The organism is Luteimonas salinisoli, from assembly GCF_013425525.1.
GTDB lineage: Bacteria > Pseudomonadota > Gammaproteobacteria > Xanthomonadales > Xanthomonadaceae > Luteimonas > Luteimonas salinisoli.
Map to the genome: position 1 here is coordinate 1 of NZ_JACCKA010000090.1, position 26,251 is coordinate 26,251.

At 67.0% G+C, this 26,251-nt stretch carries 19 protein-coding genes; 14 read left to right on the forward strand and 5 right to left on the reverse strand.

The window, feature by feature from the left end; genetic code table 11:
- The 4 genes from H0E84_RS17240 to tssJ all read right to left on the reverse strand — a co-directional run.
- Nucleotides 1-2,321 (reverse strand): type VI secretion system Vgr family protein (locus H0E84_RS17240; protein ID WP_180679893.1); only part of this gene is annotated, 2,321 nt, incomplete at its 3' end.
- Nucleotides 2,322-2,328: 7 nt separating this feature from the next.
- On the reverse strand, nt 2,329-3,120 hold the full coding sequence (gene icmH / locus H0E84_RS17245) for a type IVB secretion system protein IcmH/DotU (RefSeq protein WP_180679894.1): 792 nt from the start codon (nt 3,118-3,120) through the stop codon (nt 2,329-2,331).
- Nucleotides 3,117-4,454 (reverse strand): type VI secretion system baseplate subunit TssK, encoded by a 1,338-nt coding sequence (gene tssK, locus H0E84_RS17250; protein ID WP_180679911.1) that lies wholly within the window; start codon nt 4,452-4,454, stop codon nt 3,117-3,119. The genes icmH and tssK overlap by 4 nt, the downstream gene beginning before the upstream one ends.
- Nucleotides 4,455-4,663: 209 nt before the next feature.
- Nucleotides 4,664-5,308 carry a type VI secretion system lipoprotein TssJ gene (tssJ, locus tag H0E84_RS17255; protein ID WP_180679895.1) on the reverse strand — a complete coding sequence of 215 codons (645 nt, stop codon included), beginning with the start codon at nt 5,306-5,308 and terminating at the stop codon, nt 4,664-4,666.
- A 266-nt stretch (nt 5,309-5,574) separates the two neighbouring features.
- Between tssJ and H0E84_RS17260 the strand changes: the two genes are divergently transcribed.
- The 14 genes from H0E84_RS17260 (at nt 5,575) to H0E84_RS17325 (ending at nt 25,556) form a co-directional block, all read left to right on the forward strand.
- Nucleotides 5,575-6,204, forward strand: a complete 630-nt coding sequence (locus tag H0E84_RS17260; protein WP_180679896.1) for a tetratricopeptide repeat protein — start codon at nt 5,575-5,577, stop codon at nt 6,202-6,204.
- A 41-nt stretch (nt 6,205-6,245) separates the two neighbouring features.
- Nucleotides 6,246-6,746, forward strand: a complete 501-nt coding sequence (gene tssB / locus H0E84_RS17265; RefSeq protein WP_180679897.1) for a type VI secretion system contractile sheath small subunit — start codon at nt 6,246-6,248, stop codon at nt 6,744-6,746.
- Nucleotides 6,747-6,749: 3 nt separating this feature from the next.
- Entirely contained in the window at nt 6,750-8,240 is a 1,491-nt protein-coding gene (gene tssC, locus H0E84_RS17270; RefSeq protein ID WP_180679898.1) for a type VI secretion system contractile sheath large subunit, read from the forward strand.
- A gap of 137 nt (nt 8,241-8,377) precedes the next feature.
- Entirely contained in the window at nt 8,378-8,875 is a 498-nt protein-coding gene (locus tag H0E84_RS17275) for an Hcp family type VI secretion system effector (RefSeq protein ID WP_180679899.1), read from the forward strand.
- A 164-nt stretch (nt 8,876-9,039) separates the two neighbouring features.
- Nucleotides 9,040-9,528: a type VI secretion system baseplate subunit TssE gene (gene tssE / locus H0E84_RS17280; protein WP_180679900.1), complete on the forward strand. Its 489-nt coding sequence runs from the start codon at nt 9,040-9,042 to the stop codon at nt 9,526-9,528.
- Nucleotides 9,529-9,532: 4 nt separating this feature from the next.
- Entirely contained in the window at nt 9,533-11,368 is a 1,836-nt protein-coding gene (gene tssF / locus H0E84_RS17285) for a type VI secretion system baseplate subunit TssF (RefSeq protein ID WP_180679901.1), read from the forward strand.
- Entirely contained in the window at nt 11,332-12,420 is a 1,089-nt protein-coding gene (gene tssG / locus H0E84_RS17290; RefSeq protein ID WP_180679902.1) for a type VI secretion system baseplate subunit TssG, read from the forward strand. Before tssF ends, tssG begins: the two co-directional genes overlap by 37 nt.
- A gap of 118 nt (nt 12,421-12,538) precedes the next feature.
- Nucleotides 12,539-15,400, forward strand: a complete 2,862-nt coding sequence (tssH, locus tag H0E84_RS17295) for a type VI secretion system ATPase TssH (protein WP_180679903.1) — start codon at nt 12,539-12,541, stop codon at nt 15,398-15,400.
- A gap of 39 nt (nt 15,401-15,439) precedes the next feature.
- The gene (locus tag H0E84_RS17300) at nt 15,440-15,790 is read left to right on the forward strand and encodes a hypothetical protein (protein ID WP_180679904.1); all 351 of its coding nucleotides are present in this window, start codon (nt 15,440-15,442) and stop codon (nt 15,788-15,790) included.
- 88 nt (nt 15,791-15,878) lie between these two features.
- Complete coding sequence (locus H0E84_RS17305; protein ID WP_180679905.1) at nt 15,879-18,818, forward strand: type VI secretion system Vgr family protein; 2,940 nt, start codon at nt 15,879-15,881, stop codon at nt 18,816-18,818.
- 9 nt (nt 18,819-18,827) lie between these two features.
- Nucleotides 18,828-19,811 carry a DUF4123 domain-containing protein gene (locus H0E84_RS17310; RefSeq protein ID WP_180679906.1) on the forward strand — a complete coding sequence of 328 codons (984 nt, stop codon included), beginning with the start codon at nt 18,828-18,830 and terminating at the stop codon, nt 19,809-19,811.
- Nucleotides 19,812-19,875: 64 nt separating this feature from the next.
- Nucleotides 19,876-23,274 (forward strand): T6SS effector BTH_I2691 family protein, encoded by a 3,399-nt coding sequence (locus H0E84_RS17315; RefSeq protein ID WP_307774169.1) that lies wholly within the window; start codon nt 19,876-19,878, stop codon nt 23,272-23,274.
- A 134-nt stretch (nt 23,275-23,408) separates the two neighbouring features.
- Complete coding sequence (locus tag H0E84_RS17320; protein ID WP_180679908.1) at nt 23,409-24,167, forward strand: DUF6708 domain-containing protein; 759 nt, start codon at nt 23,409-23,411, stop codon at nt 24,165-24,167.
- Between the two features lie 249 nt (nt 24,168-24,416).
- Entirely contained in the window at nt 24,417-25,556 is a 1,140-nt protein-coding gene (locus H0E84_RS17325; protein WP_180679909.1) for a DUF6708 domain-containing protein, read from the forward strand.
- 459 nt (nt 25,557-26,015) lie between these two features.
- On the opposite strand, the gene H0E84_RS17330 is transcribed toward H0E84_RS17325, so the two are convergent.
- A partial coding sequence (locus H0E84_RS17330; RefSeq protein WP_180679910.1) for an integrase core domain-containing protein occupies nt 26,016-26,251 on the reverse strand: 236 nt, incomplete at its 5' end.

Consider the following 26,251-nt stretch of genomic DNA (forward strand, 5'->3'; position numbering starts at 1 on the left):
GTGACCGACTTGTCAGCCAGCAGCTCGAGGGGGCCGGTATGGGCCTGCAGGCTGAGCGGGCCGTTGGCGGCGATGGCGCGGATCGGGCCGGCGTGGGCGTAAAGCGCGGCGTGCTGGCCGGAGACCGAGGCGAAGGTCTGGCCGGCGCTGAGCTGGACGTCGGCCTGCGCGGTCAGGTGCAGGGCGCCGCCGGCGTAGGCGACCGCGCTCTTCTGCGTCGCGAACGCGATCGACTCCGGCGACTCGGCGACCAGCTTGGGATCCGCGAAACGCTCCACCGGTTCCTCGCCCGGTTCGCGCCCGCCACCCGCGGGCTTCATCGCCGACTGGCCGGCGACGCTGTCGGCGTACTTTCCGTCGACCTCGGCATCGAGCGCCTCGCGCAGCGCGGTGAGGCGGGCGTTGGCGTCGAACCCCGGTACCTGCTGCTGCAGCAGGGTCTCGTGCAGGCCCTCGGCGGTGCGTTCGGCGCCCTTGAGCTGGGCCACGGCCTCGGTGATGTCGAGCTGGGTGGAGGCGCCTTCGGCCCGCGCGGTGGTGGACAGCAGCAGGCCCTGGCCGGCGTGGACGTTGCCCCAGCCGGCGCTGGCCAACTCCACGCCCTGGCCGCGCAGGCCGCCGCGGGAGGCGTCCTGGTGCTGCACCAGGTAGCCCAGTTCCAGGCGGCTGTCGGCCAGGCTGGTGTGCAGCCGGGTGCGCAGCTGGCCCGGGGTGTCGTCGAGCACCCACTGCTGGGTTCCGGCGCCATCGTGGGCGCGGCTGTGCAGGCCGCTCAAGGTGCCGGGATGGTTGGACGGTCCGTCGATACCGCCGGCGAAGGGCGGGGCGACCTCGCCGTTGTAGAGCTGACCGGTCACCCGCGGCTGGTCGATGTCGCCATGCAGGAACTCCACCAGCACCTCGGCGCCCACCCGCGGCAGGAAGTGGCTGCCCCAGTTGGGCCCGGCCACCCACTCGGCCACCGGCACCCAGGTGCCCGAGGTGGCATCGCCCGGGGCGTGCCCGGGGTGCTGGCTGGCGGTGTCCTCCAGTCCGCCCGGGTTGGGCCGCGGGCCGCGCTGCCAGGCGAACTGGATCCGCACCTGGTGGTCACGGTTTGGGCTGACCGCCGCATCGGGCAGGCCCACCACGCGCGCGGTCTGCGGGCCGTGCACGGTGGGGCGGTCCTGCGGCAGCGGCGCCACCGGCGTGCCGGCGGGCACCGCCACGAAGCGGTTGCGGTAGCTGCCGCGCTCCAGTTCGGGCGAGGCGAGCAGGGCGGTGATGCCGCTGCCGAGGTTGTTGACCGCCACGTGCGCGACACGCAGAGGCAGGAACGCCTGGCCCTGGTGGCCGGCATGCTGGCTGAGAATGAAGGTGCTGCCGGCGGCCAGAGCGCGGGCGCTGCCGGCACCGTGGTGCAGGGTCATCGGCAGGCGCAGGGCGTCGAGGCGGTGTTCGGCCTCGGCCCGGGCCTGGTCGCTGCGGGCGAAGCGGCCGGCGCGCGGCTGCACGAAGACCTCCAGCGCCGGCAGGCTGCCGGCGTCGGCTTCGCACTGGCCCGCCACGCTGGCCAGTTGCTCGCCGTGCCAGCTGGCGGCGTGGCTGCGGTTGGGCGCCAGCTGGCGAAGCTCGGTGAAGGCGTTGATGGCGTCCTGCGACTCGGTCGCGTCGCTGCGGTGGAAACGCAGCGTGCCGGCTTCGGGCAGCTCGGCCTGGGCGTCGAAGATCACCAGGGTGTGGCGGGCGCCGTCGTCGGCCCCGTCTCCGCCGTCGGCCGACTGGTCGTGCTCATAGCGCCAGGCCAGCCCGGCCTCGGCCAGCAGCCGGGTGACGAAGTCCCAGTCGCTCTCGCGGTACTGGGTGGTGATGGCGCGCACCGGCAGGGCGTCGTCGATGTCGAAGCGGAACGCGGCCAGCGGATAGTCGGCGAACACCTGCTCGAGCACGCCGCGCACGTCGAGGTCCTGGAACACCAGCGCGTTGCGCCGGTGCGCCAGCAGCGCGGTCCAGGGCTCCAGGGTCAGGCGGTAGCGCGCCAGGCCGCCATCGGCGCCCAGCGGCGCCACCGCGGTACACAGGCCGTGCCAGCTGCGCCGGCCGCCGTCGGCGCGGTGCAGATGCAGGCCCAGGCGCTGGCCGAGCAGCTCGCCGGTGTCGACGAAGGCCGACGTGGAGAACACGTCGATCTCGAAACGGAACGGCGCGCAGACGGCCTCGCTGCCGTCGAATCGTTCCACCACCAGCCCCGAAACCGGGGCGTCCAGCTGGATCAGGCGCGCATGTTGCGATGGTACCGCGAGCGCGGCGAGCGCCTCGCGGGCCAGAGAAGGCATGTCCATATCGTTCTCACGGCAGGGTGATGGTGATGTGGGCCGTGCGCTCGGGCATCTGCACGACCTCCTGGTAGGCGGCCAGGCGCTCGTCGGTCTGGCGACCGAACCAGGCGCTCAGGCCGAGGTAGCCGATCAGCCCGAAGCCGGCCACCAGCGCGGCGGGCAGCCACAGCGGCACCACCCGGCGCAAGGCATGGGCGACGTTGTCCGGCGGCGCCCAGTGCGGCGCGAAGCCGGTGCGCTTGCCCTTGAGGTAGACGATTTCGTCGCCCAGGCGCGCGGTCAGGTAGCCCAGCTTCTCCGGGCCTTCCAGCCGGTACTTGCCTTCGAAGCCGAGCAGCAGGCAGTAGTGGTAGACCTCCAGCGAGGGCAGGCGCGGGGCGCCCTGCGCGCGCAGTTCTTCGAGCCGGTCGAAGAAGTGCTCGCCGGCGAGGTGGTCGCCGAACAGACGCAGCTGCAGCGGCTGCAGTTCCCAGGCGTCGCGCACCGGGGACGGCTGCGACAGGATCACCTCGTCGACCGCTGCGCAGAACGCGTACTTGGCGGCATAGACGTCCTCGGAGGCGATGCCGAGCTTGATCGCGCCGCGCTCCACGCCGTCGAGGAACCGCTGCACCGACTGCACGAAGCCGTCCACGCCGTCGGGTAGCTGGCCGCGCTTGAGCAGCAACAGCAGGTAGAAGCCGTCGGACATCAGGTCGAGTAGGCTGCGCGGGTTGTTCGCACCGCCGGCACCCGGTGTGGCCGCATGCTGCGGGGTGAGCGACGGCATCGCCGCGGGAACCGGGGGAAGTCGGGAGTTCATGGTGCCACCGCGATCAGTTCGAGCTTGAGTTCGCGCAGCCCGGAAGGCACGTAGATCATCAACGACTGCGCCTTGAGCATGCGTTCGTAGAGCGGGCCGCGCGCCTCGACCGCGAAGTAGTAGCTGCCCGGGCGCACCGGGATCGCGGCGGGCACCTGCGCGGCATGCGTCAGCTTCACGCCCGGAAGCGCGGAGAGCACGCACTTCTCGACGTCGTCGGGCGCGCCCACCTTGAAGCGCACCGGCACCGTCTGGATCAGCTCCTGGCCGGGCATGTCGGCGGCCACGCCCAGGTAGAAGGCCGAGTCGTCGTCGATGCGCTGCGAGTCGATGCGGCCGACGTGGAACGACGGCTTGACCTCGGTGAGCGCGATCTGGAAGTAGCGCGCCGAGATCACCGTCTCCAGCAGCTCGCGGATCATCCCGAACAACTGGTCGAAGCCGGCCTCGGGGGAGGCGTGGTCGTACCTGGGCAGGTCGGACAGGCCGTAGGCCTTGGAGAAAGTGAGCAGGCCGCCGGCCAGCCGCAGCAGTTCCTGATGCAGCCGCTCCGGGTGCAGCCCGGCGTTGTGGAACAGGTGCGAGAGCGCCGCGAACGCCGAGGTGGCGGTGTGCAGCAGCCAGAACGAAGCGATGTCGCCGGAGCGGAACTCGATGATGTGCTGCGACTGCTGCCGGTGCACGCCGTACAGGGCCTCGACCTTGGCCTGCAGCGAGTCGAGCAGGGCGCGCAGCTGCGCATGCAGGCGCTGGGCGCCGGTCAGGCTCAGGCTAGGGGGCAGGAAGCCGTCGTCGAACTCGAAGCCGCCGGTCGGCGTGCGCCGCACCCGCGCCACCGGCACGCTCACGTAGGCGTCGCGGGGTTTGTCGTCGGTGAGCAGCCGCACCGACTTGCGCAGGTACGACAGCTCCGCTTCGGCGGCATCGGTGTAGAGGTCCGGCGTGGGCTGGCTGCCCTGCACGAAGCGCGCCGCCTGGGCGCCGTCGCCGCTGCCGTCGCAGTTGCCGCCGTGCTCGCGGATCAGCGGCAGCGCCAGGTGCACCGTAGTGGACTGCACGCCGTCGGGCAGCTCGCCGAGCGACAGCGCGTCGGGCAGATGGTCGTGCGCCGGGGCGTCGAAGGTCTCGCCGTCGGGGAAGACCACCGAGAGCTCGAGCGCGCGCAGGCTGCCGCTGGAGAGGCTCTGCGGATCGAAGCGCAGGCTGCGCACGCCCCAGGCGTGCGGATGGAGGCTGCGGGCGAGGTCCTGCAGGCGCGCCTCGTGGTACGCATCCTGGCGCTGGAAGTGCTGCGGGCGCAGGAACAGGCCCTCGCCCCAGAACACCTTCGACATCCGACTGACGTGCGACACGCTGCAATCCTTTGGCTGTTCGTTCGCCATGCCGCGTCGCCGCGGCATGAGCCGGGCCGCGGCCATCGTGCCGGGACCCGGGAAGAGTACGGAACGGAGCTTACCCATGCGCTCGCCGGTCAGGCAATGCGCCGCGGGCGGTCCCCCCTTGGTCGGGCGATCTTAGCAGGCGGGCGCCGTGCGCGGGGCGGTCACGGCGACATGCACCTCACGGACGCCAGGCTGGACGCGTCGCCGGCGAGGCGGGTCAGCAGCGCCGGGCTGCTGGTGGTCAGAGCGCAAGCGTGCAGGCCGACGGTCACCCCCTCGCGGACGACGTCGCGGTGGCGGGCATCGAAGGCCAGACGCCAGCGATTGCCCGCCGGCGCCCGGAACAGCGCCACCACGCCCAGCACCTCGGCCTCGGGCGCCAACCGCTCCTCGACCTCGTGCCGCGCGCCGGGGGTGAGCACGATCTCGTTAACGTCCACAAGCTCGTCGCCGAGCGCGCGCCGCTCGCGATCCTCGTCCAGGAACATGTCGAACGGCGCCTGCTCGAAGCGCCGCGTGCTCTTGAGGTGGTAGACCTTGACCACCGCCGCGAGCGCGCGGCCGTCGTTGCCAGCGTTGAGATTGTCGCCGGCGTAGAGGCGCAGGGGGATCCGGCGCTCTTCCGTCTCGGGGGCGGCGTCCTTGATCCCGACCGTCTCCAGGGTCCTGCTGACCGCCTTGCCGAGGCCGCCGCCACTGGCACAGCCGCCCAGCGCCAGCGCAGCGGCAAGCAGCGCAGCGGCGCGGATGAATGGGTGGGTGGGGGAGGGAACGACGGCGCGGGTCGACGCGTGCTGGGTATCCATACTTGAATCGCCTGGGTCGCTGGTTTCTAATGAAAAGAGCTGGCGGCACGCGACGCCGCAGCCGGGAAGCGGACCGCGGCCGTTGCGGGGCCGGGCACTTTTCGGGGCGTGTCATCTTGACGCAGCGGGGAAAGGCTACTATATCCACACCACGCATATGCAGGAATCGGGAGTCGTTGCATCGCCAACGGTGATGCAGTCGTCCCAGGGGCTGTGCCGCACGGGCTGTGCGGACATGGAATGATCAGGAACGATTTGGAAAGGTCATGATGACGAGATGGAGCTGTAGGGGGGCGCTTCGTGCGTTTCTGGGGATCGCGCTGCTGTCATTGCTGGGCGCCTGCGCGACGACGGGGAGCGGGGTCGCCGCCGATTACGGCGGGCTGATGTCGCAGGCCGAGTCCGCGGTCACCGCGGGGCGCGTCGATGCCGCCCTGGTAGCTTTCGACGATGCCGCCAAGGCCGACCCCACCAGCAAGGACCCGTGGGTGCGCACCGCGCAGCTGCAGTTCGACCGGGCCAACTACGCGCGCGCCATCGTCGCCGCCGAGGAGGTCCTGCAGCGCGACCCCGAGGACATGGTGGCCGACGGCATCCTCACCGTCAGCGGCTTCCGCATCGCCAACCACTCGCTGCAGCGCCTGCAGGGCCGCGGCGCGCTCGCGTCCGAGACCGCGCGCCGCGAGGCCGAGACCCTTGCCGGCACGCTGCGCGCGACCATGGGCGACGAGATCCTGGCCCCGGCCGACGCCGAGCCTGCGCGCACCGCGCGCCGTGCGCCGGCGCGTCGCGCCCCGGCCGCGCGCGCGCCGGAGCGTCCGTCCGCCGAGCCGAACCAGCCTGCGGCGCAGGACGGGCAGAGCCCCGATCCCTTCCGCAACATCGGCGGCAACTGACCGGTCGTCGCGCCACATCACTACGTCAGGAGACGACTCAGATGTCCAAGAAGGATAGCGTCCAGAAGCGCCTGCAGAAGGTGCGCCCGCCGCGCGTGCAGCTGACCTACGACGTCGAGAAGGGCGACGCGATCGAGCAGAAGGAAGTGCCGTTCGTGGTCGGCGTGCTGGGCGATTTCAGCGGCAATCCGGAGCAGCCGCTGCCCAAGATCAAGGACCGCAAGTTCGTCAATGTCGACCTCGACAACTTCGACGAGGTGATGGAGGCGATGACGCCGCGCGCGGTGTACCGGGCTCCCAACAAGATCAGCGACGAGGGCGGCGAGTTCGCGGTCGAGCTGAAGTTCAAGTCGATCGACGACTTCCGCCCCGAGGCGGTGGTCGACCAGGTGGAGCCGCTGCGGCGGCTGCTGGAATCGCGCTCCAAGCTCGCCGACCTGCGCAACAAGCTGGCCGGCAACGAGAAGCTCGAGGACCTGCTGACCGACGTGCTCAACAACACCGAGCAGCTCAAGCGGCTCGGCAGCGAGGACCAGGAGTAGACCATGGCCGCAGAGGCGACGACCGCAAAACAAGCCGCCACCACCGTCGAAGAGGCGGGCCTGCTCGACCAGATCGTCGAGCAGAGCAAGGTGGCCAAGTCCGACGCGGAACACAAGCGCGCCCGTGACATCATCTCCGAGCTCGCCAGGGAGGTGCTGGACGGCACCGTAGTGGTGTCGGAGAACCTCAACCTCACGCTGGACGCGCGCGTCGCCGAGCTCGACCGGATCATCTCCGAGCAGCTGAGCGCGATCATGCACGCCCCGGAGTTCCAGCAGCTCGAGAGCAGCTGGCGCGGCCTGCACTATCTCTGCCAGCAGACCTCCACCGGGCCGATGATGAAGGTCAAGGTGATGAACGCGCCGAAGAAGGACCTGGTGCGGGACTTCAAGTCCGCCATCGACTTCGATCAGAGCGCGCTGTTCAAGAAGGTCTACGAGGAGGAGTTCGGCACCTTCGGCGGATCGCCGTTCGGTGCCCTGATCGGCGACTACCAGATCGGCCGGCAGCCGGAGGACATGTACTTCGTCGAGCAGATGTCGCACGTGGCCGCCGCCGCGCACGCGCCGTTCATCAGCGCCGCTTCCGAGGACATGTTCGGCCTGGAGAGCTTCACCGAGCTGGGCAAGCCGCGCGACCTGGCGAAGATCTTCGACACCGTCGAGTACGCCAAGTGGAAGTCGTTCCGCGACTCCGAGGACAGCCGCTACGTCGGCCTGACCCTGCCGCGCTTCCTCGGCCGACTGCCGTACAACCCCAAGGACGGCACCACGGTGGAGGGCTTCAACTTCGTCGAGGAGGTGGAGGCCACCAACCACGGCAAGTACCTGTGGTGCAACACCGCCTACGCGATGGGCGCGCGCCTGACCCGCGCCTTCGAGGACTTCGGCTGGTGCGCGGCGATCCGCGGCGTGGAGGGCGGCGGCCTGGTCGAGGACCTGCCCACCCACACCTTCCGCACCGACGACGGCGAGGTGGCGCTCAAGTGCCCCACCGAGATCGCCATCACCGACCGTCGCGAGAAGGAGCTCAGCGACCTCGGCTTCATCCCGCTGGTGCACTGCAAGAACACCGACTACGCGGCGTTCTTCGGCGCGCAGTCGGCGCAGAAGCCGAAGAAGTACAACACCGACGCGGCCAATGCCAACGCCATCCTCTCGGCGCAGCTGCAGTACATCTTCGCCGTCTCGCGGATCGCCCACTACCTCAAGGCGATGATGCGCGAGAAGATCGGCAGCTTCGCGTCCGCGGGCAACGTCGAGGACTTCCTCAATCGCTGGATCGCGCAGTACGTGCTGCTCGACGACAACGCGACCCAGGAAGCCAAGGCGCAGTACCCGCTGCGCGAGGCGTCCATCCAGGTTTCGGAAGTGCCGGGCAAGCCCGGCGTGTACCGCGCGGTGGCCTTCATCAGGCCGCATTTCCAGCTCGACGAGCTGTCCGTTTCGCTGCGGCTGGTGGCCGAACTGCCGGCCAGTGCCAAGAAGTCGTAGCGCTTTGTAGCGTCAAGGGACGGAGATCCCGCACTCAGCAGTGACGCAGCCGCCCCGCGGGGCGGTTGGCAACCGACTGCCGGGCGGCTGCCCGGCGGCCCCTATCTCACGGAAGATCGGAACAAGGAAATCCAGACATGCAACATGCATTCCTCTCAATCGATACCATCAAGGGCGAGTCGCGCGACGACAAGCACCCGAATTGGATCGAGATCAAGTCGTTCTCGCAGGATCTGCTGCAGCCGCGCTCGGCCACGGCGTCCACCTCCGGTGGCCAGTCCGCGGCCCGCGTGAACCTGTCGCCGATCGAGATCGTCAAGTCGATCGACTTGTCCACCACCGCCCTGAACCAGGCGTGCGCGAACGGCACGACCTTCCCCAAGGCCCGCATCGAGTTCATGCGCGCCGACAAGGACGGCAACGCGCTCAACTACTACGCGGTCGAGCTGCTCAACGTGCTGGTGCATCGCGTCACGACCACCGTCGATGAAGACGGCATGCCGCAGGAAGTCGTACAGCTGAGCTTCGGCGCCATCCGCTGGACCTACAACCAGCAGAAGCCCGAAGGCGGCGTCGGCGGCAAGACCGTCGCGCAGTGGAGTGCCATCAAGAACGTGCCCAACTACACGGCCTGATGCGCTTTGCGGTGGCGCCACGCGCGCCACCGCATTTGGCCACGGCGACCGCGGACCGCGCATGGAAGGCGCGCCCGGCCGCAGGTCCGGGGGAAGCCCGCGAGCGCGGGCGTTTTGGAGTTTCTGCGCGGCCGAGGGCCGCCGCACACGAGGTCATGCGGTCAATGAAGGGATTCGAACCGAGCCTGCTGGAAAAGCTCCTCGACGACGCGCCGCGTGCCGGCTCCGGCGGCAATGTGTTCAAGTCCGTGTCGATGGAGCAGTACAAGGAATCGGTCGCCCGCGACCTGGAGGGGCTGCTCAACAGCCGCTCGGCCTTTTCCGAGGACGACCTGGCCGACTACCCGAACTGCCGGCAGTCGCTGATGACCTACGGGCTGTGCGACTTCTCGTCGATGAGCCTGGCCAACGCCTACGACCGCGCCGCGATCTGCCGCTCGCTGGAGCAGGCGATCGCCCGTCACGAGCGCAGGCTGCACAACGTGCAGGTGCGCCTGGACAACAGCGCGCACATGGGCACGGGACTCCACTTCACCATCAACGCGCTGCTCGACCTGCAGCCGGCGCGCGAGCCGGTGAGTTTCGACGCCATGCTGCAGCCGACCACGCTGCAATACTCGGTGAGCCGCCTGCGGCGCCAGGCAGCGGCCTGACCCCATGCAGGACCTGCTGCCCTTCTACGAGCGCGAGCTCGCCTACCTGCGCCGCTACGGGCGCGAGTTCGCCGAACGCTACCCGAAGATCGCCGGGCGGCTGCTGCTGTCCGGCGACGGCAGCCAGGATCCGCACGTCGAGCGCCTGATCGAGTCCTTCGCGCTGCTCAGCGCGCGCGTGTCGAAGAAGATCGAGGACGACTACCCGGAGTTCACCGACGCGCTGCTCGAGGTGATGTATCCGCACTACCTGCGGCCGTTCCCGTCGTGCTCGATCGCGCGGTTCGACATGGGGCCGGCGGCGGCGAAGCTCAGCGCGCCGGTGCGCGTCGCCCGCGGCACCCAGCTGCAGACGCGACCGGTGCGCGGGGTGAACTGCCGTTTCCGCACCGCCTACGACGTAGCTCTGGCCGCGATCGGGGTAGAGGCCGCAGCGTACCGGGGCATCGCCGAGGCGCCGATGGCGGTGGCGTTGCCGCCGGGGTCGGGCGGGCAGATCTCGCTCGGCTTCGAGCTGCTCTCGGACCAGGTCTCGTTCGCCACCCTGGGCCTGGAGACGCTGCGGCTGTTCGTCGACGGCGAGCCGTCGTTCTGCGCCGCGCTGCGCGACGCGCTGTCGCTGCAGGTGCTCGCGGCCTACGTCGAGGCCGATGGCGATGGGCGCTGGCGGCGGCTCGAGCGGGTGCCGCTGCAACCCGTCGGCTTCGGCGAGGACGAGGCGCTGGTCGAGTTCCCGGCGCGGGCGCACCCGGCGTATCGGCTGCTCACCGAGCTGTTCGCCTTCCCGGAGAAGTTCGGCTTCTTCGACCTGCCGCTGGCGCCGCTGGCCGCGCAGGCGGTGCGCGGCTTCACCCTGCACCTGGTGCTCAAGGCCCTGCCGCCCGAACAGCAGGCCAGCCGCATCCTAGAAGGGCTGGGCCGCGACAACGTGCTCACCGGCTGCACCCCGGTGGTCAACCTGTTCGCACAGCACGGCGACCCGATCCGCGTGACCCAGCGCACCTCCACCTACCCGGTGGTCGCCGACGCGCGCCGCGCGTTCGCCTACGAGATCCATTCCATCGATTCGGTCAAGCGCGTCCGGCAGACGCCGCAGGGCGAGCAGGTGCAGGAGTTCCGCCCGTTCTATTCGCTGCACCACGGCGAGGACCCGGAGCGCAGCGGCCACTACTGGCTGTCGCGCCGCGACGAGGCCGTGGCCCGGCACAGCCCCGGCTACGAGACCGAGCTGTCCTTCGTCGACCTGGACTTCAACCCGGCGGTACCGAAGACCGATGTGGTCAGCGTGGAGCTGACCTGCAGCAACCGCGACCTGCCGGCGCAGCTGGCCTACGGCGTGGCCGGCGGCGACCTCAGCATGGACGGTGGCAGCCCGGCGCGCAGCATCGCGCTGCTGCGCAAGCCCTCCCGCCCGCTGCGGTTCCGCCAGGGCCGGGGCGCCCACTGGCGGCTGATCTCGCATCTGTCGCTGAACCACCTGTCGCTGACCCAGAGCGGCCTGGAGGCGCTCAAGGAGATGCTGCGCCTGTACGACCTGTCGTCGAGCAGCGTGTCGCGGCGGCAGATCGAGGGCATCGTCGGCCTGGAGCACGAGCCGACCAGCACCTGGATGTCGGGCCGCAACTTCGCCTCGGTGGTGCGCGGCATCGAGATCCGGGTGACCGTCGACGAGGCCGGTTTCGTCGGCGCCGGCATCGCCGCCTTCGCGCAGGTGCTGGACCGGTTCTTCGGCCTGTACGTGCACGCCAACAGCTTTACCCGGCTGGTCCTGCTGTCCAGCCACAACGGGGAGGTCCTGGTCCGATGCGAGCCACGCAGCGGCGAATCGATCCTGGCGTAGCCAGGCAGCTGCTCGCGGAGCCGCACCGCTTCGGATTCTTCCAGGCGATGCGGGTGCTCGAGCAGCTGTTCCACCGCCAGGGCGACCGCACCGACGATGCGATCGCCCAGCGGGTGAGGTTCCGCAACAGCCTGTCGCTGGGCTTCGCGGCCGGGGAACTGGAGGCGGCGCAGGCGTGGTCCGAAGAGGGCGAGCCGCTGGAGCACCTGGCCGCGCTCGACCACGCGCTGGCCACCGAGAGCGTAGGCCGGGTCGAACTGACCCCGGCCTTCATGGGCCTGCTCGGCACCTCCGGTGCGCTGCCGCTGCACTACACCGAGATGCTGCACGAGCGCGAGGTCTACCAGCGCGACCGCGCGGCGCGCGCCTTCCTCGACATCTTCACCACCCGCGCCGTGGCGCTGCACTACGGCGCCTGGAAGAAGTACCGGCTGGCGCTGCAGTACGAGCTGGACCGGCGCGAGCGCTTCCTGCCGCTGGTGCTCTCGCTGGCCGGCGTCGGCCTGCCGGGGCTGCGCGACCGCATGGCGGACGGGCAGGGCGACGTGTTCGACCAGGCGATCGCCTACCACGCCGGTGGCGTGCGCCAGCGACCGGTCTCGGCCGCGTTCCTGGCACGGATGCTCACCGACTACTTCGGTATCGACATCGAGGTGGAGCAGTTCGTCGGCGCCTGGTACCGGGTGCCGGAACAGCAGACCACGCGCCTGGGCATGGCCAATGCGCGCCTCGGCGCCGACGCCCTGGCCGGCGACCGGGTCTGGCAGCGCGACCTGCGCCTGCGCCTGCTGATCGGGCCGCTGGCGCGCGAGCGCTTCGACGCCTTCCTGCCCGGCGGCGACGCCGCCCGCGCGCTGGCCAAGTGGCTCACCCTGCTGACCGGCTCCTGTCTGGAGTACGAGGTACGGTTGCTGCTGCGCGCCGAGGACGTGCGCGGCGCCGGTATCGGCGGCGGCCACGGCGCGCGCCTGGGCTGGGACAGTTATGTCTGCACCCGGCCGTCGCCGGTACCGCGCTCCGACGCCGGCTATGGCATCCACACCCTGCAATGACCCGTCATTCCACGTCCGCCGGCGGATCCGGCCACGAAACGTCCAGCTGCCGGAAGTTACACCGCTTCGGCAGTCGCCCCGCCAACCACTTCGCCAGCATGGAGCAGTCCGTTCAAGCATGAGCATCAACCTCAAGACCCTGATCAGCAAGCTCGACGACACCTGCCGCCAGGCGGCCGAGCGCGCCGCCAACCTGTGCATGGCGCGCGGCCACTTCGAGGTCGACCTCGAGCACCTGTTCCTGGCGCTGCTGGAGCAGCCGCAGAGCGATTTCGTGCTGATCGCCCGGCGCAGCGGCATTTCCGTCGAGACGCTGGAAAAGGACCTGGGCAACGAACTGGCGCGCTTCAAGACCGGCAACACCCGCACCCCGGTGTTCTCCCAGCACCTGCCGGCGCTGTTCGAGCACGCCTGGCTGCTGGCCTCGCTGGACTCGGGCACCACCCGGATCCGCAGCGGCCACCTGCTGCTGGCGCTGCTGACCGCGCCCGACCTGGCGCAGCTGGCGTATCGCGGCTCCAAGCAGTTCGCGCGCCTCAAGCGCGAGGAACTCAAGCACGACTTCGCCAAGCTCACGGAAGGATCGCAGGAGTCCACCCAGGGTGTCGGCTTCGTCGACGAAGACGCCCGCTCCGGCGACGGCTCCGGCGACGAGGTCCCGACCGGCCAGGGCGGGCTGTCGAAGACCCCGGCGCTGGACCAGTTCACCACCAACCTGACCCAGCGCGCCCGCGAGGGCCACATCGACCCGGTGATCGGCCGCGACGCCGAGATCCGCCAGCTGGTCGACATCCTGATGCGCCGGCGCCAGAACAACCCGATCCTCACCGGCGAGGCCGGCGTGGGCAAGACTGCGGTGGTCGAGGGCCTGGCGCGACGCATCGCCGAGGGCGACGTGCCCGAGGTGCTGCAGGGCGTGGAGCTGCACGTGCTCGACATGGGCCTGTTGCAGGCCGGCGCGAGCGTCAAGGGCGAGTTCGAGAACCGCCTGAAGAACGTGATCGACGAGGTCAAGAAGAGCCCGCACCCGATCATCCTGTTCATCGACGAGGCGCACACCATGATCGGCGCCGGCGGCTCGGCCGGGCAGAACGACGCCGCCAACCTGCTCAAGCCGGCGCTGGCGCGCGGCGAGCTGCGCACGATCGCGGCCACCACCTGGAGCGAGTACAAGAAGTACTTCGAGAAGGACGCGGCGCTGGCGCGGCGCTTCCAGGTGGTGAAGGTGGAAGAGCCGACCGAGCCGCTGGCGGCAGCGATGCTGCGCGGCATCGTGCCGCTGATGGAGAAGCACTTCGGCATTCGCGTGCTCGACGAAGCGATCACCGAGGCGGTGCGTCTGTCGCACCGCTACATCAGCGGGCGCCAGCTGCCCGACAAGGCGGTCGGCGTGCTGGACACCGCCTGCGCCAAGGTCGCGCTGGGGCAGAGCGCCACCCCGGCGATCATCGAGGACACCCGCCGCCACCTCGACCGCCTGCAGGCCGAAATCGCCGCGCTCGACCGCGAGACCGCCGGCGGCGCCGAACACCACGACGAGCGCCTGGCCGAATTGCGCGACCAGCAGGAGCAGGCGCGCACCGTGTTGGCCGACAACGAGGCCCGGCTGGCGCAGGAAACGGCGCTGGCACAGAAGATCCAGGGGCTGCGCGCCGAGCTCGAGCAGGGCGGCGCCGATTCCGACGCGGCCACCGCAGGGACGGGGGGAACGCCGGCGGCAGGCGCCGACGCCAACGACCCCGCGGCTTCACCGGTTCCGGAAGGCGGCACGAGCGGCAAGCGGGCGGCCGCCGCCACGGCCGCGAAGGCCACCAAGGCTGCCAAGTCCGCCAAGGGCAAGGGTGGCAAGGCTGCTGGTGCCGGCGGCGCAGGCGCGCGTCCGGACGCCGGCAAGCACGCCGAACTCCAGCGCCTGCAGACCGAGCTGCGCGCCCTCCAGGGCGAGACCCCGATGGTGCCATTGCAGGTCGACGGCACCGTGGTCGCCGAGATCGTCTCGGCCTGGACCGGCATCCCGCTCGGGCGCATGGTCAAGGACGAGATCCGCACCGTGCGCAATCTCGGCGCGATGCTGGCTGAGCGGGTGATCGGCCAGGACCACGCGCTCGACGCGATCGCCCAGCGCGTGCGCACCGCCACCGCCAAGCTGGAGGACCCGAACAAGCCGCGCGGCGTATTCATGTTCGTCGGTCCGTCCGGCGTGGGCAAGACCGAGACCGCGCTGGCGCTGGCCGACATCCTCTACGGCGGCGAGCGCAAGCTGATCACCATCAACATGAGCGAGTACCAGGAGGCGCACAGCGTCTCCGGTCTGAAGGGTTCGCCGCCTGGCTACGTCGGCTACGGCGAGGGCGGCGTGCTGACCGAGGCGGTGCGCCGCAACCCCTACAGCGTGGTGTTGCTGGACGAGGTGGAGAAGGCCCACCCGGACGTGCTGGAGATGTTCTTCCAGGTGTTCGACAAGGGCATGATGGACGATGCCGAGGGGCGCGAGATCGACTTCCGCAACACCCTGATCATCCTCACCTCGAACGTCGGCTCGCCGCAGATCATGCAGTCCTGCCTGAACAAGCCGGCCGCGGAGATCCCCGCCGCCGACGCGCTGGCCGAGGCGCTGCGGCCGATCCTGATGAAGCACTTCAAGCCCGCGTTCCTGGGCCGGCTGAAGGTGGTGCCGTACTATCCGATCGGCGACGAGGTGCTGGCGCGGATCATCGAACTCAAGCTCGGCCGCATCCGCGACCGGGTGGCCGCCAACCACAAGGCCGCGTTCCAGTGGGACGACAAGCTGGTGGACGCGGTGCTGGCGCGCTGCACCGAGGTGGATTCGGGCGCCCGCAACGTCGACCACATCCTCAATGGCACGCTGCTGCCGGAAATCGCCGAGACCGTATTGGCAAGCATGGCCGAAGGCGGCAAGATCGCACAGATCAAGGTCGCGGCTGGCAAGAACGGAGCTTTCAAGTACAAGGTGGCCTGACGTCGCGGGCCCCTTGCCACATCAAAAGGAGGAAACACCATGGACTTCTACGGAATCGACAGGGACAAGACCATCGCCAACTGCGACAGCCTCGCGCTCGGCCTCGCCGGCCGCGGTACCGAGAGCGTCTGCGCCTGGAACCGGATCCGGCCGGAGCACGTCGTCGACCTGCTCGACAACGCCGCAGCCGACGCCCGCGGCGACGCCCGCGACCTGGCGACCCTGCTGTCGCGCTTCACCTGGCGCATCCGCGGCGGCGCATCGGCACAAGGCAGTAGCAACCGCCTGGTCAACAATGTGCGCGAGATCACCGTTTCGGCGGCCGGCCGCAACTTCCAGCTGCACTGCGTCGAGACGCCCTCGCTGAAGCTGGAGCGGATCACCGCCTGACCTGGACCCCGGCGGCATCCCGGGCGCCCGCAGCGGCGGGCGCCTGCCCGTCCCGCGGGATGGACGGTGCCGCGCAAGGAGCATCGCCATGGACGCACTCGCCACCGCACTCACCGCCCTGGTCTCCAGCCCCGGCCAGCGGCAACGCCTGTTGCGGCTGCATACGCCGCTCGGCCCCGACGTGCTCGTCGCCGAGACCCTGTCCGGCGAGGAATCGTTGGACGGCGGCTTCCGCCTCGAGCTGACCGCGCTGTCGGTGGATGCGCATCTCGCGCTCGACGACCTGCTCGGCCAGCCGGCGCTGCTGGAGCTGCTGACCGACGGCGCGGGGGATCGGCTGCGCCCGTTCCACGGCCACGTCACCGCGTTCGAGCGCCTGGGCAGCAATGGCGGCCTGGCGCGCTACCGTCTGGTGCTGGAGCCCTGGCTGGCGTTCCTGCGCCAGCGCGTGGACAGCTACGTGTTCCAGGACAAGACGGTGGTGGAGATCGTCGAGGACTTGTTCGCCGACTACGCCGAGGCCGGGGCGCTGGCGCCGGCGTGGCGCTGGGAGCTGGCCGACCGCGAGGTCTACGCCCGCCGCAGCCTGACCACGCAGTACCAGGAGAGCGACCACGTCTTCCTGCAGCGGCTGCTGGCCGAGGAGGGCATCTTCTGCTGGTTCGAGCACGACGGCGATGCCGCCTCGGACACGTTCGGCCAGCACACCCTGGTGCTCGCCGACCACGGCGACGCCTTCGCCGATGCGGGCGCGGTGCGCTACCACCGCGCCGACGTCACCGAGCGCGGCGACGGCATCCAGCAGTGGAGCACCGCCCGGCGCTGGCAGACCGGGCGGCTGGCGCGCGCCAGCTGGGACTACCGCAGCCTGGGGCTGCGCCCGGCCATCGCCGAAGGGGAGACCTTCGGCGATGTGGTCGCCGAGGACAGCGACCCGGCCGGCCCCTACGGCTGGCACGACAGCGCCCAGGGCGAGCGCCGCGCCCGCCAGCAGCTCGAGGCGCTGCAGGTCGACGCGCACACGGTGACCGGCAGCGGCAGCTGGCGGCAACTGGCGCCGGGCGCGCGATTCGAGCTGACCCAGCACCATGGCCTGCTGGAGCCGGAAGGCCGGTGTTTCGCCTGCCTGCGGGTGCGGCACGAGGCGCGCAACAACCTGGGCGCAGAGATCCACGACGCGCTGGAACAGTCGTTGGGCGCGGTGGCGCTGCCGGGCGTCGACCTGCCGGAGGCGCTGGCGGGACTGGCTCGGGGCAACGTTGGGCGTGGCGGCTCCCCTGACGACGATGCCAGCGAAATGGGCGCTGCCACCAGGACATCGGGTGACGCCTCGGCCGATGGCGCGGTCGGCAACCTGCTGTCGCGGGTCGCCGGCGCGGCGGCGGCCGCTGGCGAGGACGGCGATGACCGCGTGGGCGGTGGCGGCGGTGGTGGAGGCGGCCGGGCCGAGTTCTATCGCAACAGCTTCACCGCGATCCCGGCGGCGGTTCCCTATCGGCCGAAGACCGTCGACGGCCACGGCCTGCGCCTGCACCCCCGGCCGACCGTGCACGGCACCCAGAGCGCCATCGTGGTCAGCGACGGCGGCCCGGTGCTGACCGACCGCGACCACCGCATCAAGGTGCAGTTCGCCTGGCAGCGCGGCGCCGACGCCAGCAGCGGCCACGGCCACCCCGGCGGCGACGACAACGCCCCCGGCGATGCCGGCGCCTGGACCTGGGTGCGCGTGGCCACGCCGTGGGCGGGCGACAACTGGGGCGGGGTGATGATTCCGCGCAAGGGCCAGGAAGTGCTGGTGGCGTTCCTGGAAGGCGACATCGACCGGCCGGTGGTGGTGGGCAGCGTCTACAACGGCCGCGGCAACGACGACGCGCAGCACAACCAGGTGGCCGGCGGCGGTGCCGGCGCCACCGGCAACGCCGCGGCGTGGTTCGACGGCAATGCGCACGCGGCGGTGTTCACCGGGTTCAAGAGCCAGGCGCTGGCTGCCAGCCAGGGCGGCAGCGGCGGCTACCAGCAGCTGCGCCTGGACGACACGCCCGGGCAGGGGCGAGCGCAGGTCTCGACGACCCAGCACGGCAGCACGCTGACCCTGGGGCACCTGAAGGGCGGGGAGGACAACGTGCGCGGCGCCGAGCGCGGGTTCGGGGTGGAGCTGTCGACCCGCGCCAGCGGCGCCATTCGCACCGGTTCTGGCCTACTGCTGACCACCGAGCCCGGCGCGCAGCAGCTCGCCGCCAGCCAGGCGCAAGGTCAGCTCGCCGAGAGCGAACAATTGCTGCAGGCGCTGGCCGACACCGCCCGCAGCCAGGAGGCGACGCTGCCCGACGACCCGGAGACCCTGCCGGCGCAGGAAGGCCTCAAGGCCCTGCAGGAGACGCTTCAGGCGACCAGCACTGGCTCTTCCGCGTCCGGCGGCGGCGAGGGCGGCAAGGCCATCGGTGGCGGTGAAGGCGAGACGCCAGCCTGGAGCGCCCCGCAGCTCGTCGCGGCGAGCCCCGACGGCTTGATGAGCCTGACTCCGGCCGACCAGGCCTGGGTCTCCGGCACCCAGGCCAGCCTGATCGCCGGCGGCGACCTGGACTGGGCCAGCCAGGCCGGCACCGTGATCGCCAGCGCCGGCGGCATCGCCCTGTTCACCCAGGGCAGCGAAGCCCCGGCCGGCAAGCCCAACCAGGAGCGCGGCATCGCCCTGCACGCGGCGCAGGGCAAGGTGAGTGCGCGGGCGCACAAGAACGAAGCCAAGATCGCGGCCAAGCAGAGCATCACCGTCGCCAGCACCCAGGCCGACGTGGAAGTCTCGGCGCCGACCAAGCACGTGCTGCTGACCGCGACCGGCGCCTACTTGAAGCTGGAGGGCGGCGACATCGAACTGGGGGCGCCGGGGACGATCGAGTTCAAGGCGAGCAAGAAGGATTGGACGACACAAGCCGGCACTTCTGCGCAACTGGAACTACCTCAAAGCAATCTCAAGGCCTGTCCCACCAAGGATCAGGCGGCAGCGGCCGGCGGCGCCGCAACGATGTAGTCGCCCCGTATGCACGTCGATATCGACACACTGGTGCGTCAACTTGGCGAACGTCTTCAGGCGGAAGAGGGCCTGCGGCCGTACTTGCTAATCGATCCCATGCTGCAGGAGCCGCTGACAGAAGAGTTGTTGCGATTCGAAGAGTGCACCACCACCACGATACCGATCGAGCGACCCGGACTATCTCAGGAGCACAAGCCGCGCCTTATCGCATGGCGCCCGCAAGCGGTAGGGGTGTTGCGAGCAAGCCTGATGGCGGCGCTGGGCGAGCAGGCCGACCCGGCGCGAGAAGCCTCCCGCGGCTTTGCTGTTGGCGGATGGCTACAGTCCGCGGAGCCAGCGAACGTGATCACACGTCACTTGGCTCGCCAAATGTGGGTCGCACGCCCACAGGTCGGACGGGTGTACCTGCGCCTGGTCGATCGTCGTGTGTTCGAATGGATGTGGGCGCTCTTGGATGAGGAGCAAAAAGCCACCTTGCTGGGTCCGATTGCCGCCTGGTGGACACTCGACCGATGCGGAAATCTGGTCGAACACTTATCTTCTCGTCATGCCGAGGGACTGCAGAACGGATACAACCATTCCGCGCTTACCCGCGATCAATGGACGAGCGTTGATCGATGCGATCTGGTGCAGCATCTGCTGCGAGGTTGGCAGCGATTGGCGCGCGCCCTGCCGCAGAACTATCTGGAATTTACGGCGGGGGCCCTCGATGGGGCCCAGGCTCTTGGCCTGGAATCGCCGCAAGATCTCGCACTCATGTCAGCCTACGTGCTGCAAGTACACCCACGACTTTGCCAGCATCCGCAGGTGAGCGCGCTCGTTACAGGGTTCAAGCGAAACCAGGGCGAGCTATCTGAGGCTCTCTCTTCCATTCCTGATCCAGATGGCTGGGACAAGATTCGGCAGGATCTTGAACAGCAATTCTCAACACTGCCGGCTTCACAGCTCTCCGCCATTCGCGCCGATACTCGTTCGGCCAACCCACGCTGACTGAAAAAGGATTTCGATCATGGCAGACGGACAGCACCGCAGCTATTCGCAGAACGCCCAGGTCATGGCTGCCGGAGCGCCGGGGTGTAGCCTGTTCGGATGCCCATCCTGCATCAAGGCGGGACTACCCGTGCTGCTTACGCGGCCAGGAATTGGGGAAAAGCGTTATGCAGATCAGATCAAGAGTGAGATTGACCCGCTCCTGCACGGTACCGCGGACCCCCAGCTTTCATACTCCGGATATGTCATGCGGACCCTGCGTAGAGGCTACGTTCTCGCCTACTACGAGACGCCTCATACTCCTGAAATAAACGCAGATCAGGGCTGGCAGGTATTCAGCGTGGACGACGGCGGCTATCTGACGCCACATAGTCTCGATACTGTTCCTCTCGTAGGCAGCGATGAACAGCCCACCTTCAGCTGCCAGCGAACGGCTGGTTATGCGTCGGCCATGCTATTCGTCATTCCGAATGCGAAGCAAACAGATCGGGTATGGGTGGCTTACAGCGACCACCCGTGGAGCGAGAAGGTTCGACAGGCATATGCCTCGAGCGAGGTCATGCGTAGCAAGCGCATGACCTGCATCAACGCTAGGGACGCTAGCTGTGATCGCTCAATTGCCCTATCTGAGAGCAATATCCGGCGCCTGATCGCTGACTACGCAGACTTGTTGCCAGACAGCGTTCTGAAAGGCAATCCGCATCAGCGGCTAGTGCCCAGAAACGGCCTAGGCCACATCTGGGATCAGTTTCCAGTTCGGGACGAGGTTCAGCCGGGGCGCCGGGGCGAGGCTGCCCACGACGTCACCGCGGAGGCCGAGAAGATTGTGAGGCTCGGTCGAAATCAGTTCACCGTTGATGACGCCATGATCGTAAGCGTCTGCGATGTAGTAGGCGCCACCGCAGAGGTCGCACAGCTTCGCATGACGCTGTGCAGCACCGCGTCCGAGTGGACGTTGCAAAGGGCCGAGCAGGACGCGGATAAAGCCCAATGGATGTTGATGTCGGCGCTGAGCGTCGACGGTCTCCTGAACATCATCGAACAGCAGGGCGATGCAAAGCGCGACGAATATCCAAGCCGATACGGCAAGTACCAAGGCCAACGCGTCACTCGGGACGAATTCGAACGGATGAAGGAGGCGGGAGATCTGCCGCCGGACGCAACCTTCATGTCGTTTATCCCTTACAGGGGGATGAGCTCTGAAGAGCGCAAGCTGGTTGGGACCGGCACGATCCAGATTCCGACTACGGCCGAAATCGATCGGGAAACCGGGAATCTCAAGGAAGACGTTCTGGACAAGCTGGACGTCGATGGAGGCAAGCACGCGTACCGCGCGTACCTCGACACTTACCAGCTGAAGGCAAAGGAAGACGAGGAACGACGTAGCCAGGTCGAGCGCGATTACCATGCCTGGCTGGACAGCCCCGCACGAAAGCAGGTGACAGACAATGACTTCGATGAAGACTTCATCGTCGACGGCATGTTCTATTGCGATTGTGTCGGCAAGCTCACGTTCGCTGGGCCGCTCACGGAAAATGGCCTGGAGTGGTACCAGAAATTTCTGACCGATGACCCGGAAGATAAGGAGAATTTGCTGCTACGTGCCCTGCTGGGCAACCAGAAAAGTGCATTCACAGAGTGGGTGGCCAAGAAGAGCGGCCCCTATGGGCGACTGAAGTCGATCGTCAGCGAACTAGAGACAGGACTGAAAAAGGTAAGCGAAGCGAGCCCGGGTGAACTCACCGAGGCGAACAAGAGAATGTTGCGCTGGTTGCCTTATTTCAAGATCGGCCTCGCCGGCATGGCCAGCCCGGTGCTGACAGTGGCGGGTGCCGTTGCAACGGGATTGAGCAAACGGCAACAGATCTTAGCCGCGTTTCGGCGACGACTTGAGATTCTTGCCGGCGTCATTGCCGGCCAGAGCAGTGGTTCCCGGCCCCTTGCGCTCTTGAAGGTCCAGCTTCCACTGCAGGAAGCGGCCCGCCTCTGGCGTCAGCAGATCGGCGCCTTGCAGAATTCAATGAGGACTTTCGCGGGGAACGTTCGCGGCGAACGGGTGCAGAGCCTGGTATTGAACGGCGCCATCGCGCTGGAGGCCCGTGGTGCATCCCCTGCCGGAGACGCACTGATTGACGTGTATCTATGGGCCAGTGATGCCCCGGATGCCATCGGCGACGCACTGGAGAGTGCGAAAGATCTCCCATCCCGTGTGGCGGCTGGCGCCACCGTCGGGGCAGGAGCGCTTGTGCGAAGAGGTCTCCACGTATTGAGGCCGTCCGAGGCCAATGTGAGCCGAGCATGGGAGGGGACTGCCCGCACGGTGACGCGCACGCAACTCGATAAGCTCGCGCGCAACAGCGTGGTCCTGGCCAGCAACGGCAGTGCTCTGCTTGCAGCAGGCTCGGGAGTCTTCTCGACACTGGCACTGTTCGACGCTTGGGGCAAGTTCGAGCACGGGAGTGCTGATGAGCGAGAAAACGCCGCCACTAGCCTGCTGACGTCTGCGCTGGGGGTCTCTAGCGCATTCTTGGCCTTGGGCACGGAGATGGCAAAGCAGGCGGCCAGAGAAGGCGCGGAGCGAGGGTTGAAGAGAGCAGCTGGGCTCGTGGGGGCTGTTGCGACGATGATAGATGCCGTGCAAACCGCGATCAGTGGCTATAAAGAAGGCCAGAAGGGGGACAAAGATGCCGAGAGAATGATGTACCTCCAAGGTGTTTTTCTTATCGGCGCAGCCGGCATGGGCGTAGCTGCCGCACTGACCGGCGGCTCGGTCCCGCTTCTTGGGCTTTCTGTCACCGGGTGGGGCTTGATTCTTGCCGCACTTGGCATTATCACCGGATTTGTCGTCGCAGCCCTGCAAGATTCTCCAACGGAAGAATGGGCTGCGCGTAGTACTTGGGGAACAGCGTCCGATAAATGGGGTAGTCACCGACGAGAGCAAGAGGAACTGAACAAGCTGTTGATGGGCGTTCGAGTAGATTTTGATCTTAGGAGCAGATACTCCAACGCCGGAAATTACGGCAGGTCAGTTGTTCATCATCTTAACCCGCTTAATCGGTTCCGAGACCTTGGTAAAGCGGTTCGGGGCGAGCGGCCCGGTCCACAAATGATGCGCGAAGCCTGGGCGCGGATAATGATGCCCGAGGTTCTACTGGAAAGCGTTCCATTCATGATTAAGCTGGTCGCTAAGCGGAAGGATGGTAATGAGGCGCGGGTGGCCTATTATGGACGCAAACCTAACGGTGCCGCATGGAGCACGGGGCGAGAATCTCAGCAACAGGACGACACAATAGTCGTAAATCCAGACGCTAAAGAGGAATCCAAGGCCGGGATCTGGACCTTGGAGCTGTCGGCGCATCTGGATATTGATGTGTATGAAGGTGCTTGGGCGGAAGTGCTGATCTACGCGGATCCACTTGCGGAGGAGGCTCCGGTTGTTGAGCACATATTGCGAGAAAGTTGAGAAGGACTATGCCTGTAGACGATAGAGAGCGCGGAATTCTCGTGCCCGAGTGGCAAGGCGGAGAGCCCGAGCTGAAATTCACCAGAATGCAGAGAAAGCGGAACTTGTACGCCCGAAAGGATCCTTTGCGCGTCATGCCAAAGGACAAGACCAAAAAAGTGCACGAGAAACCAGCAAGCCGAAAGACGATACTGCGGGTGCATCGGGATGGGATCGAGGTGGGAACCTTGATGGGAGAGGGGGGAGCTGTTTACCTCGGCATTTCCGGCGCGGTGTTCTCGGTTATCGTGACGTTTATGCTCGTTGTTATGGCGCTCGGAGGAGTAGACTGGTTTTACCTCGTAATGCTGGTTCCACTGACACTGATGATGCTGTTCTCCATTTGGATGATGCGTCGCGGATTTTTCAGTCCGTCAGACCATCCTATCCTGTTCAACCGTAGGACCGGCGAAGTGCATGTCATTTCGCTGAAACCGTTGAACTTTTTCAGGTTCTGGGAGAAGGGTGAACCCGGAACGGTGCGAAGCTACCGATGGGATCATGTGACAGCTCGCACCTACCGGCGTTTGGATACACCTGGAGGCACAGTTGCCCGCACTGAGACCGTGCTGCAGCTCCTATGTTCAACCTCGGGGCAACCCGATGTCGTCGACGAAATGGTGAGCTTAGGCTTGAGTGGCGGCTGGAGTGACGACTATCAGGTGTCATTGTGGGAACACATCCGTCGCTACATGGAGGAGGGCGGTCCTCCTCTGCAGCACGGAGACAAATTGCGCAAGGTGAACCATGCCAAGCTGCCGGAGTTTCCACCCGCGATCGTTGCCGCCGCCGGGGGGCCGGCGTTAAGCGAGGCAGAGCTAACGAAGTGGACAGAAGTGCCCACCCCATCGTAGAGCTAGTTGGCTCTACACGATGAGCTCGGAGGCGATTTTATTCCCGATGGTGAAATCCAAACCATCGAGACGGCGAAATGGATCAGGGTTGCGTGGCGGGTGCCAGGACTGTGCGGGGAAAAGAATCCAACAGGCCAGCGCGCTTGTTCCAGCGCCTGCTCGTACACGTCGGCTTGATCAGCTAGAAGCTGCATTCGCACGTCGGCTTGATCAGCTAGAAGCTGCATTCGCGCAGATGGTGGGTAGCTGATGTACTTGTTTGAGCGATTGATTTGGATGCACCGTACTCAGGACCAAGCTGATCGGAATAAATGGGATGAGACGGAGCGCAAAGAGTTTGGTCCGAGTCAGGTTAGGATCGACCCGGACGCGAAAGAGTGGGGCGTAGAAGATTGCTTGCAGATTGAACCGACCGATGCAGGTTCGATTTACGCAATTAACGATAGGTTCCTGGATGTGAGAGCGTCATTCCAGGAAGAGAAGCGCGGACTCATCACACTCCTATTCTTTGCCTTTGTTTATGTGCTCGGATATATGGGGTTGTACAGATTGTCGCTAGAGCCATTGTTTTGGATGATATCTGCAAACACAACCCCTTGGGATAGGCCAGTAGAGGCAGGAGATTGGGTTGGTGTTGTGCTCGGCTTCATCTTGTTGGCGGCGGCGGCTCTCGTTGTTCTAAGGTACGGTTGGCGTTGGTTACGCGTAGAGATCTTCACTCAGCGGCACTTGGTTGCTCGCTTCAATCGTGTAACTAGGCAGGTCTACCTCAATCGTCCGCCGTATGCTGGCGGAGTGGTCGTGCTGCCTTGGGAGGCAGCTGTAGCTGCGATCGATCCCAGCGAGCCAGATCACCATGGTATGAGTGGCTTCGTGGCGGTGGTATTTTCCAAGGAGCGATCAGGCTCGGATTATGGGGATACGGTCTTTCTAGGGCGGCCCATGCGGGGGAGTCGCGAGATCGAGGGACTATGGGAGTACATACGGCGCTACATGGAGGACGGTCCAAACTCCGTTCCTAAGCCGGGCCGCTTACTGCCATTGTCACCATGGCCTTTAGAGCCTGTGCGGGCCACATTTAGATTTATGTCGCCCATGTGGCGCAGCAGTAGTCGCCCGGTTGCGCTGTTGACTGGACTATTACTCGTACCTCTCCTTGCGCTGCACGCGCTGTCGCATTGGATATCGCTGCTGCTGTGCTGGGCGCCTCAGTGGCCAGAGATCATTCGCGATGCTGGTCTGCCGGGCAAAGCAGTTCCGAAGGTGACGACCTTGTCCGATTTCGGGCCCGAATTGGCGGAGCGGATTTTCTACAACGATAAGCGAGACGAAGCTAAGGCGAGACCCCCGCGTCGTAAGAAGAAGGTAGGGAGCCGTGAATCCGCTTGATCGGTGCTGGTGTGCCAGCGCTGCCGTCGGCGTGTCAAGCATACTCGTTGCTCGCGTATGACCACTGCCCTGTGGTCGCAGGGCCTAACCGGTCCTGGCCGAAGACCTTCGGCGGCCCACGGCCCGCGCCTGCATCCCTAGCCATGCACGGCACCCAGGCCGGGATAGTGGTAGGGGTCGGCGGCCGGTGTTTACGGGCGGCCGTGACTTCTACCAAGGTGCAGTTTCCTTGTCAACATGACGCCGGCGCTGGTAGCGCCACGCCCACCCCCTCGGCTCGACGACTGCCGAGCCTTAGGGATCAAAGTAGTTCGATAGTGAATTGCAGGGAAATTGGTGAACTCGAAGCCGCTTTCGTACAGATGGTGGGTCGCTGATGTACTTGATCGAAAGGCTGATTTGGTCCCATAGGACGCAATCGAAAAGTGATCGCGACGACTGGTCGTCGACTCCCCCTGATCAGGTCCACGCATAACTAGAGGTTTCCGGGTGGTGGACGATCCGGTACTCGAGCGGGGTAAGGTCGTTGAGGGAGTCGTGGGGGACTTCTTCGTTGTAGTCGGCGCGCCAGCGCTCGGTGTGCTCACGCACTTCGGTCAAGGTGCGGAAGACGTACATGTCCAGCACGCCAGCGCGATAGCTGCCGTTGAAGCGCTCGACGAAGCCGTTCTGCGTTGGCTTGCCCGGTTCGATGA

Coding starts and splice junctions, on each gene's coding strand:
- icmH (WP_180679894.1), bottom strand. CDS start 3,120: ATGAACTCCCGACTTCCCCCGGTTCCCGCGGCGATGCCGTCGCTCACC.
- tssK (WP_180679911.1), bottom strand. CDS start 4,454: ATGTCGAAGGTGTTCTGGGGCGAGGGCCTGTTCCTGCGCCCGCAGCAC.
- tssJ (WP_180679895.1), bottom strand. CDS start 5,308: ATGGATACCCAGCACGCGTCGACCCGCGCCGTCGTTCCCTCCCCCACC.
- H0E84_RS17260 (WP_180679896.1), top strand. CDS start 5,575: ATGATGACGAGATGGAGCTGTAGGGGGGCGCTTCGTGCGTTTCTGGGG.
- tssB (WP_180679897.1), top strand. CDS start 6,246: ATGTCCAAGAAGGATAGCGTCCAGAAGCGCCTGCAGAAGGTGCGCCCG.
- tssC (WP_180679898.1), top strand. CDS start 6,750: ATGGCCGCAGAGGCGACGACCGCAAAACAAGCCGCCACCACCGTCGAA.
- H0E84_RS17275 (WP_180679899.1), top strand. CDS start 8,378: ATGCAACATGCATTCCTCTCAATCGATACCATCAAGGGCGAGTCGCGC.
- tssE (WP_180679900.1), top strand. CDS start 9,040: ATGAAGGGATTCGAACCGAGCCTGCTGGAAAAGCTCCTCGACGACGCG.
- tssF (WP_180679901.1), top strand. CDS start 9,533: ATGCAGGACCTGCTGCCCTTCTACGAGCGCGAGCTCGCCTACCTGCGC.
- tssG (WP_180679902.1), top strand. CDS start 11,332: ATGCGAGCCACGCAGCGGCGAATCGATCCTGGCGTAGCCAGGCAGCTG.
- tssH (WP_180679903.1), top strand. CDS start 12,539: ATGAGCATCAACCTCAAGACCCTGATCAGCAAGCTCGACGACACCTGC.
- H0E84_RS17300 (WP_180679904.1), top strand. CDS start 15,440: ATGGACTTCTACGGAATCGACAGGGACAAGACCATCGCCAACTGCGAC.
- H0E84_RS17305 (WP_180679905.1), top strand. CDS start 15,879: ATGGACGCACTCGCCACCGCACTCACCGCCCTGGTCTCCAGCCCCGGC.
- H0E84_RS17310 (WP_180679906.1), top strand. CDS start 18,828: ATGCACGTCGATATCGACACACTGGTGCGTCAACTTGGCGAACGTCTT.
- H0E84_RS17315 (WP_307774169.1), top strand. CDS start 19,876: ATGGCTGCCGGAGCGCCGGGGTGTAGCCTGTTCGGATGCCCATCCTGC.
- H0E84_RS17320 (WP_180679908.1), top strand. CDS start 23,409: ATGCCAAAGGACAAGACCAAAAAAGTGCACGAGAAACCAGCAAGCCGA.
- H0E84_RS17325 (WP_180679909.1), top strand. CDS start 24,417: ATGTACTTGTTTGAGCGATTGATTTGGATGCACCGTACTCAGGACCAA.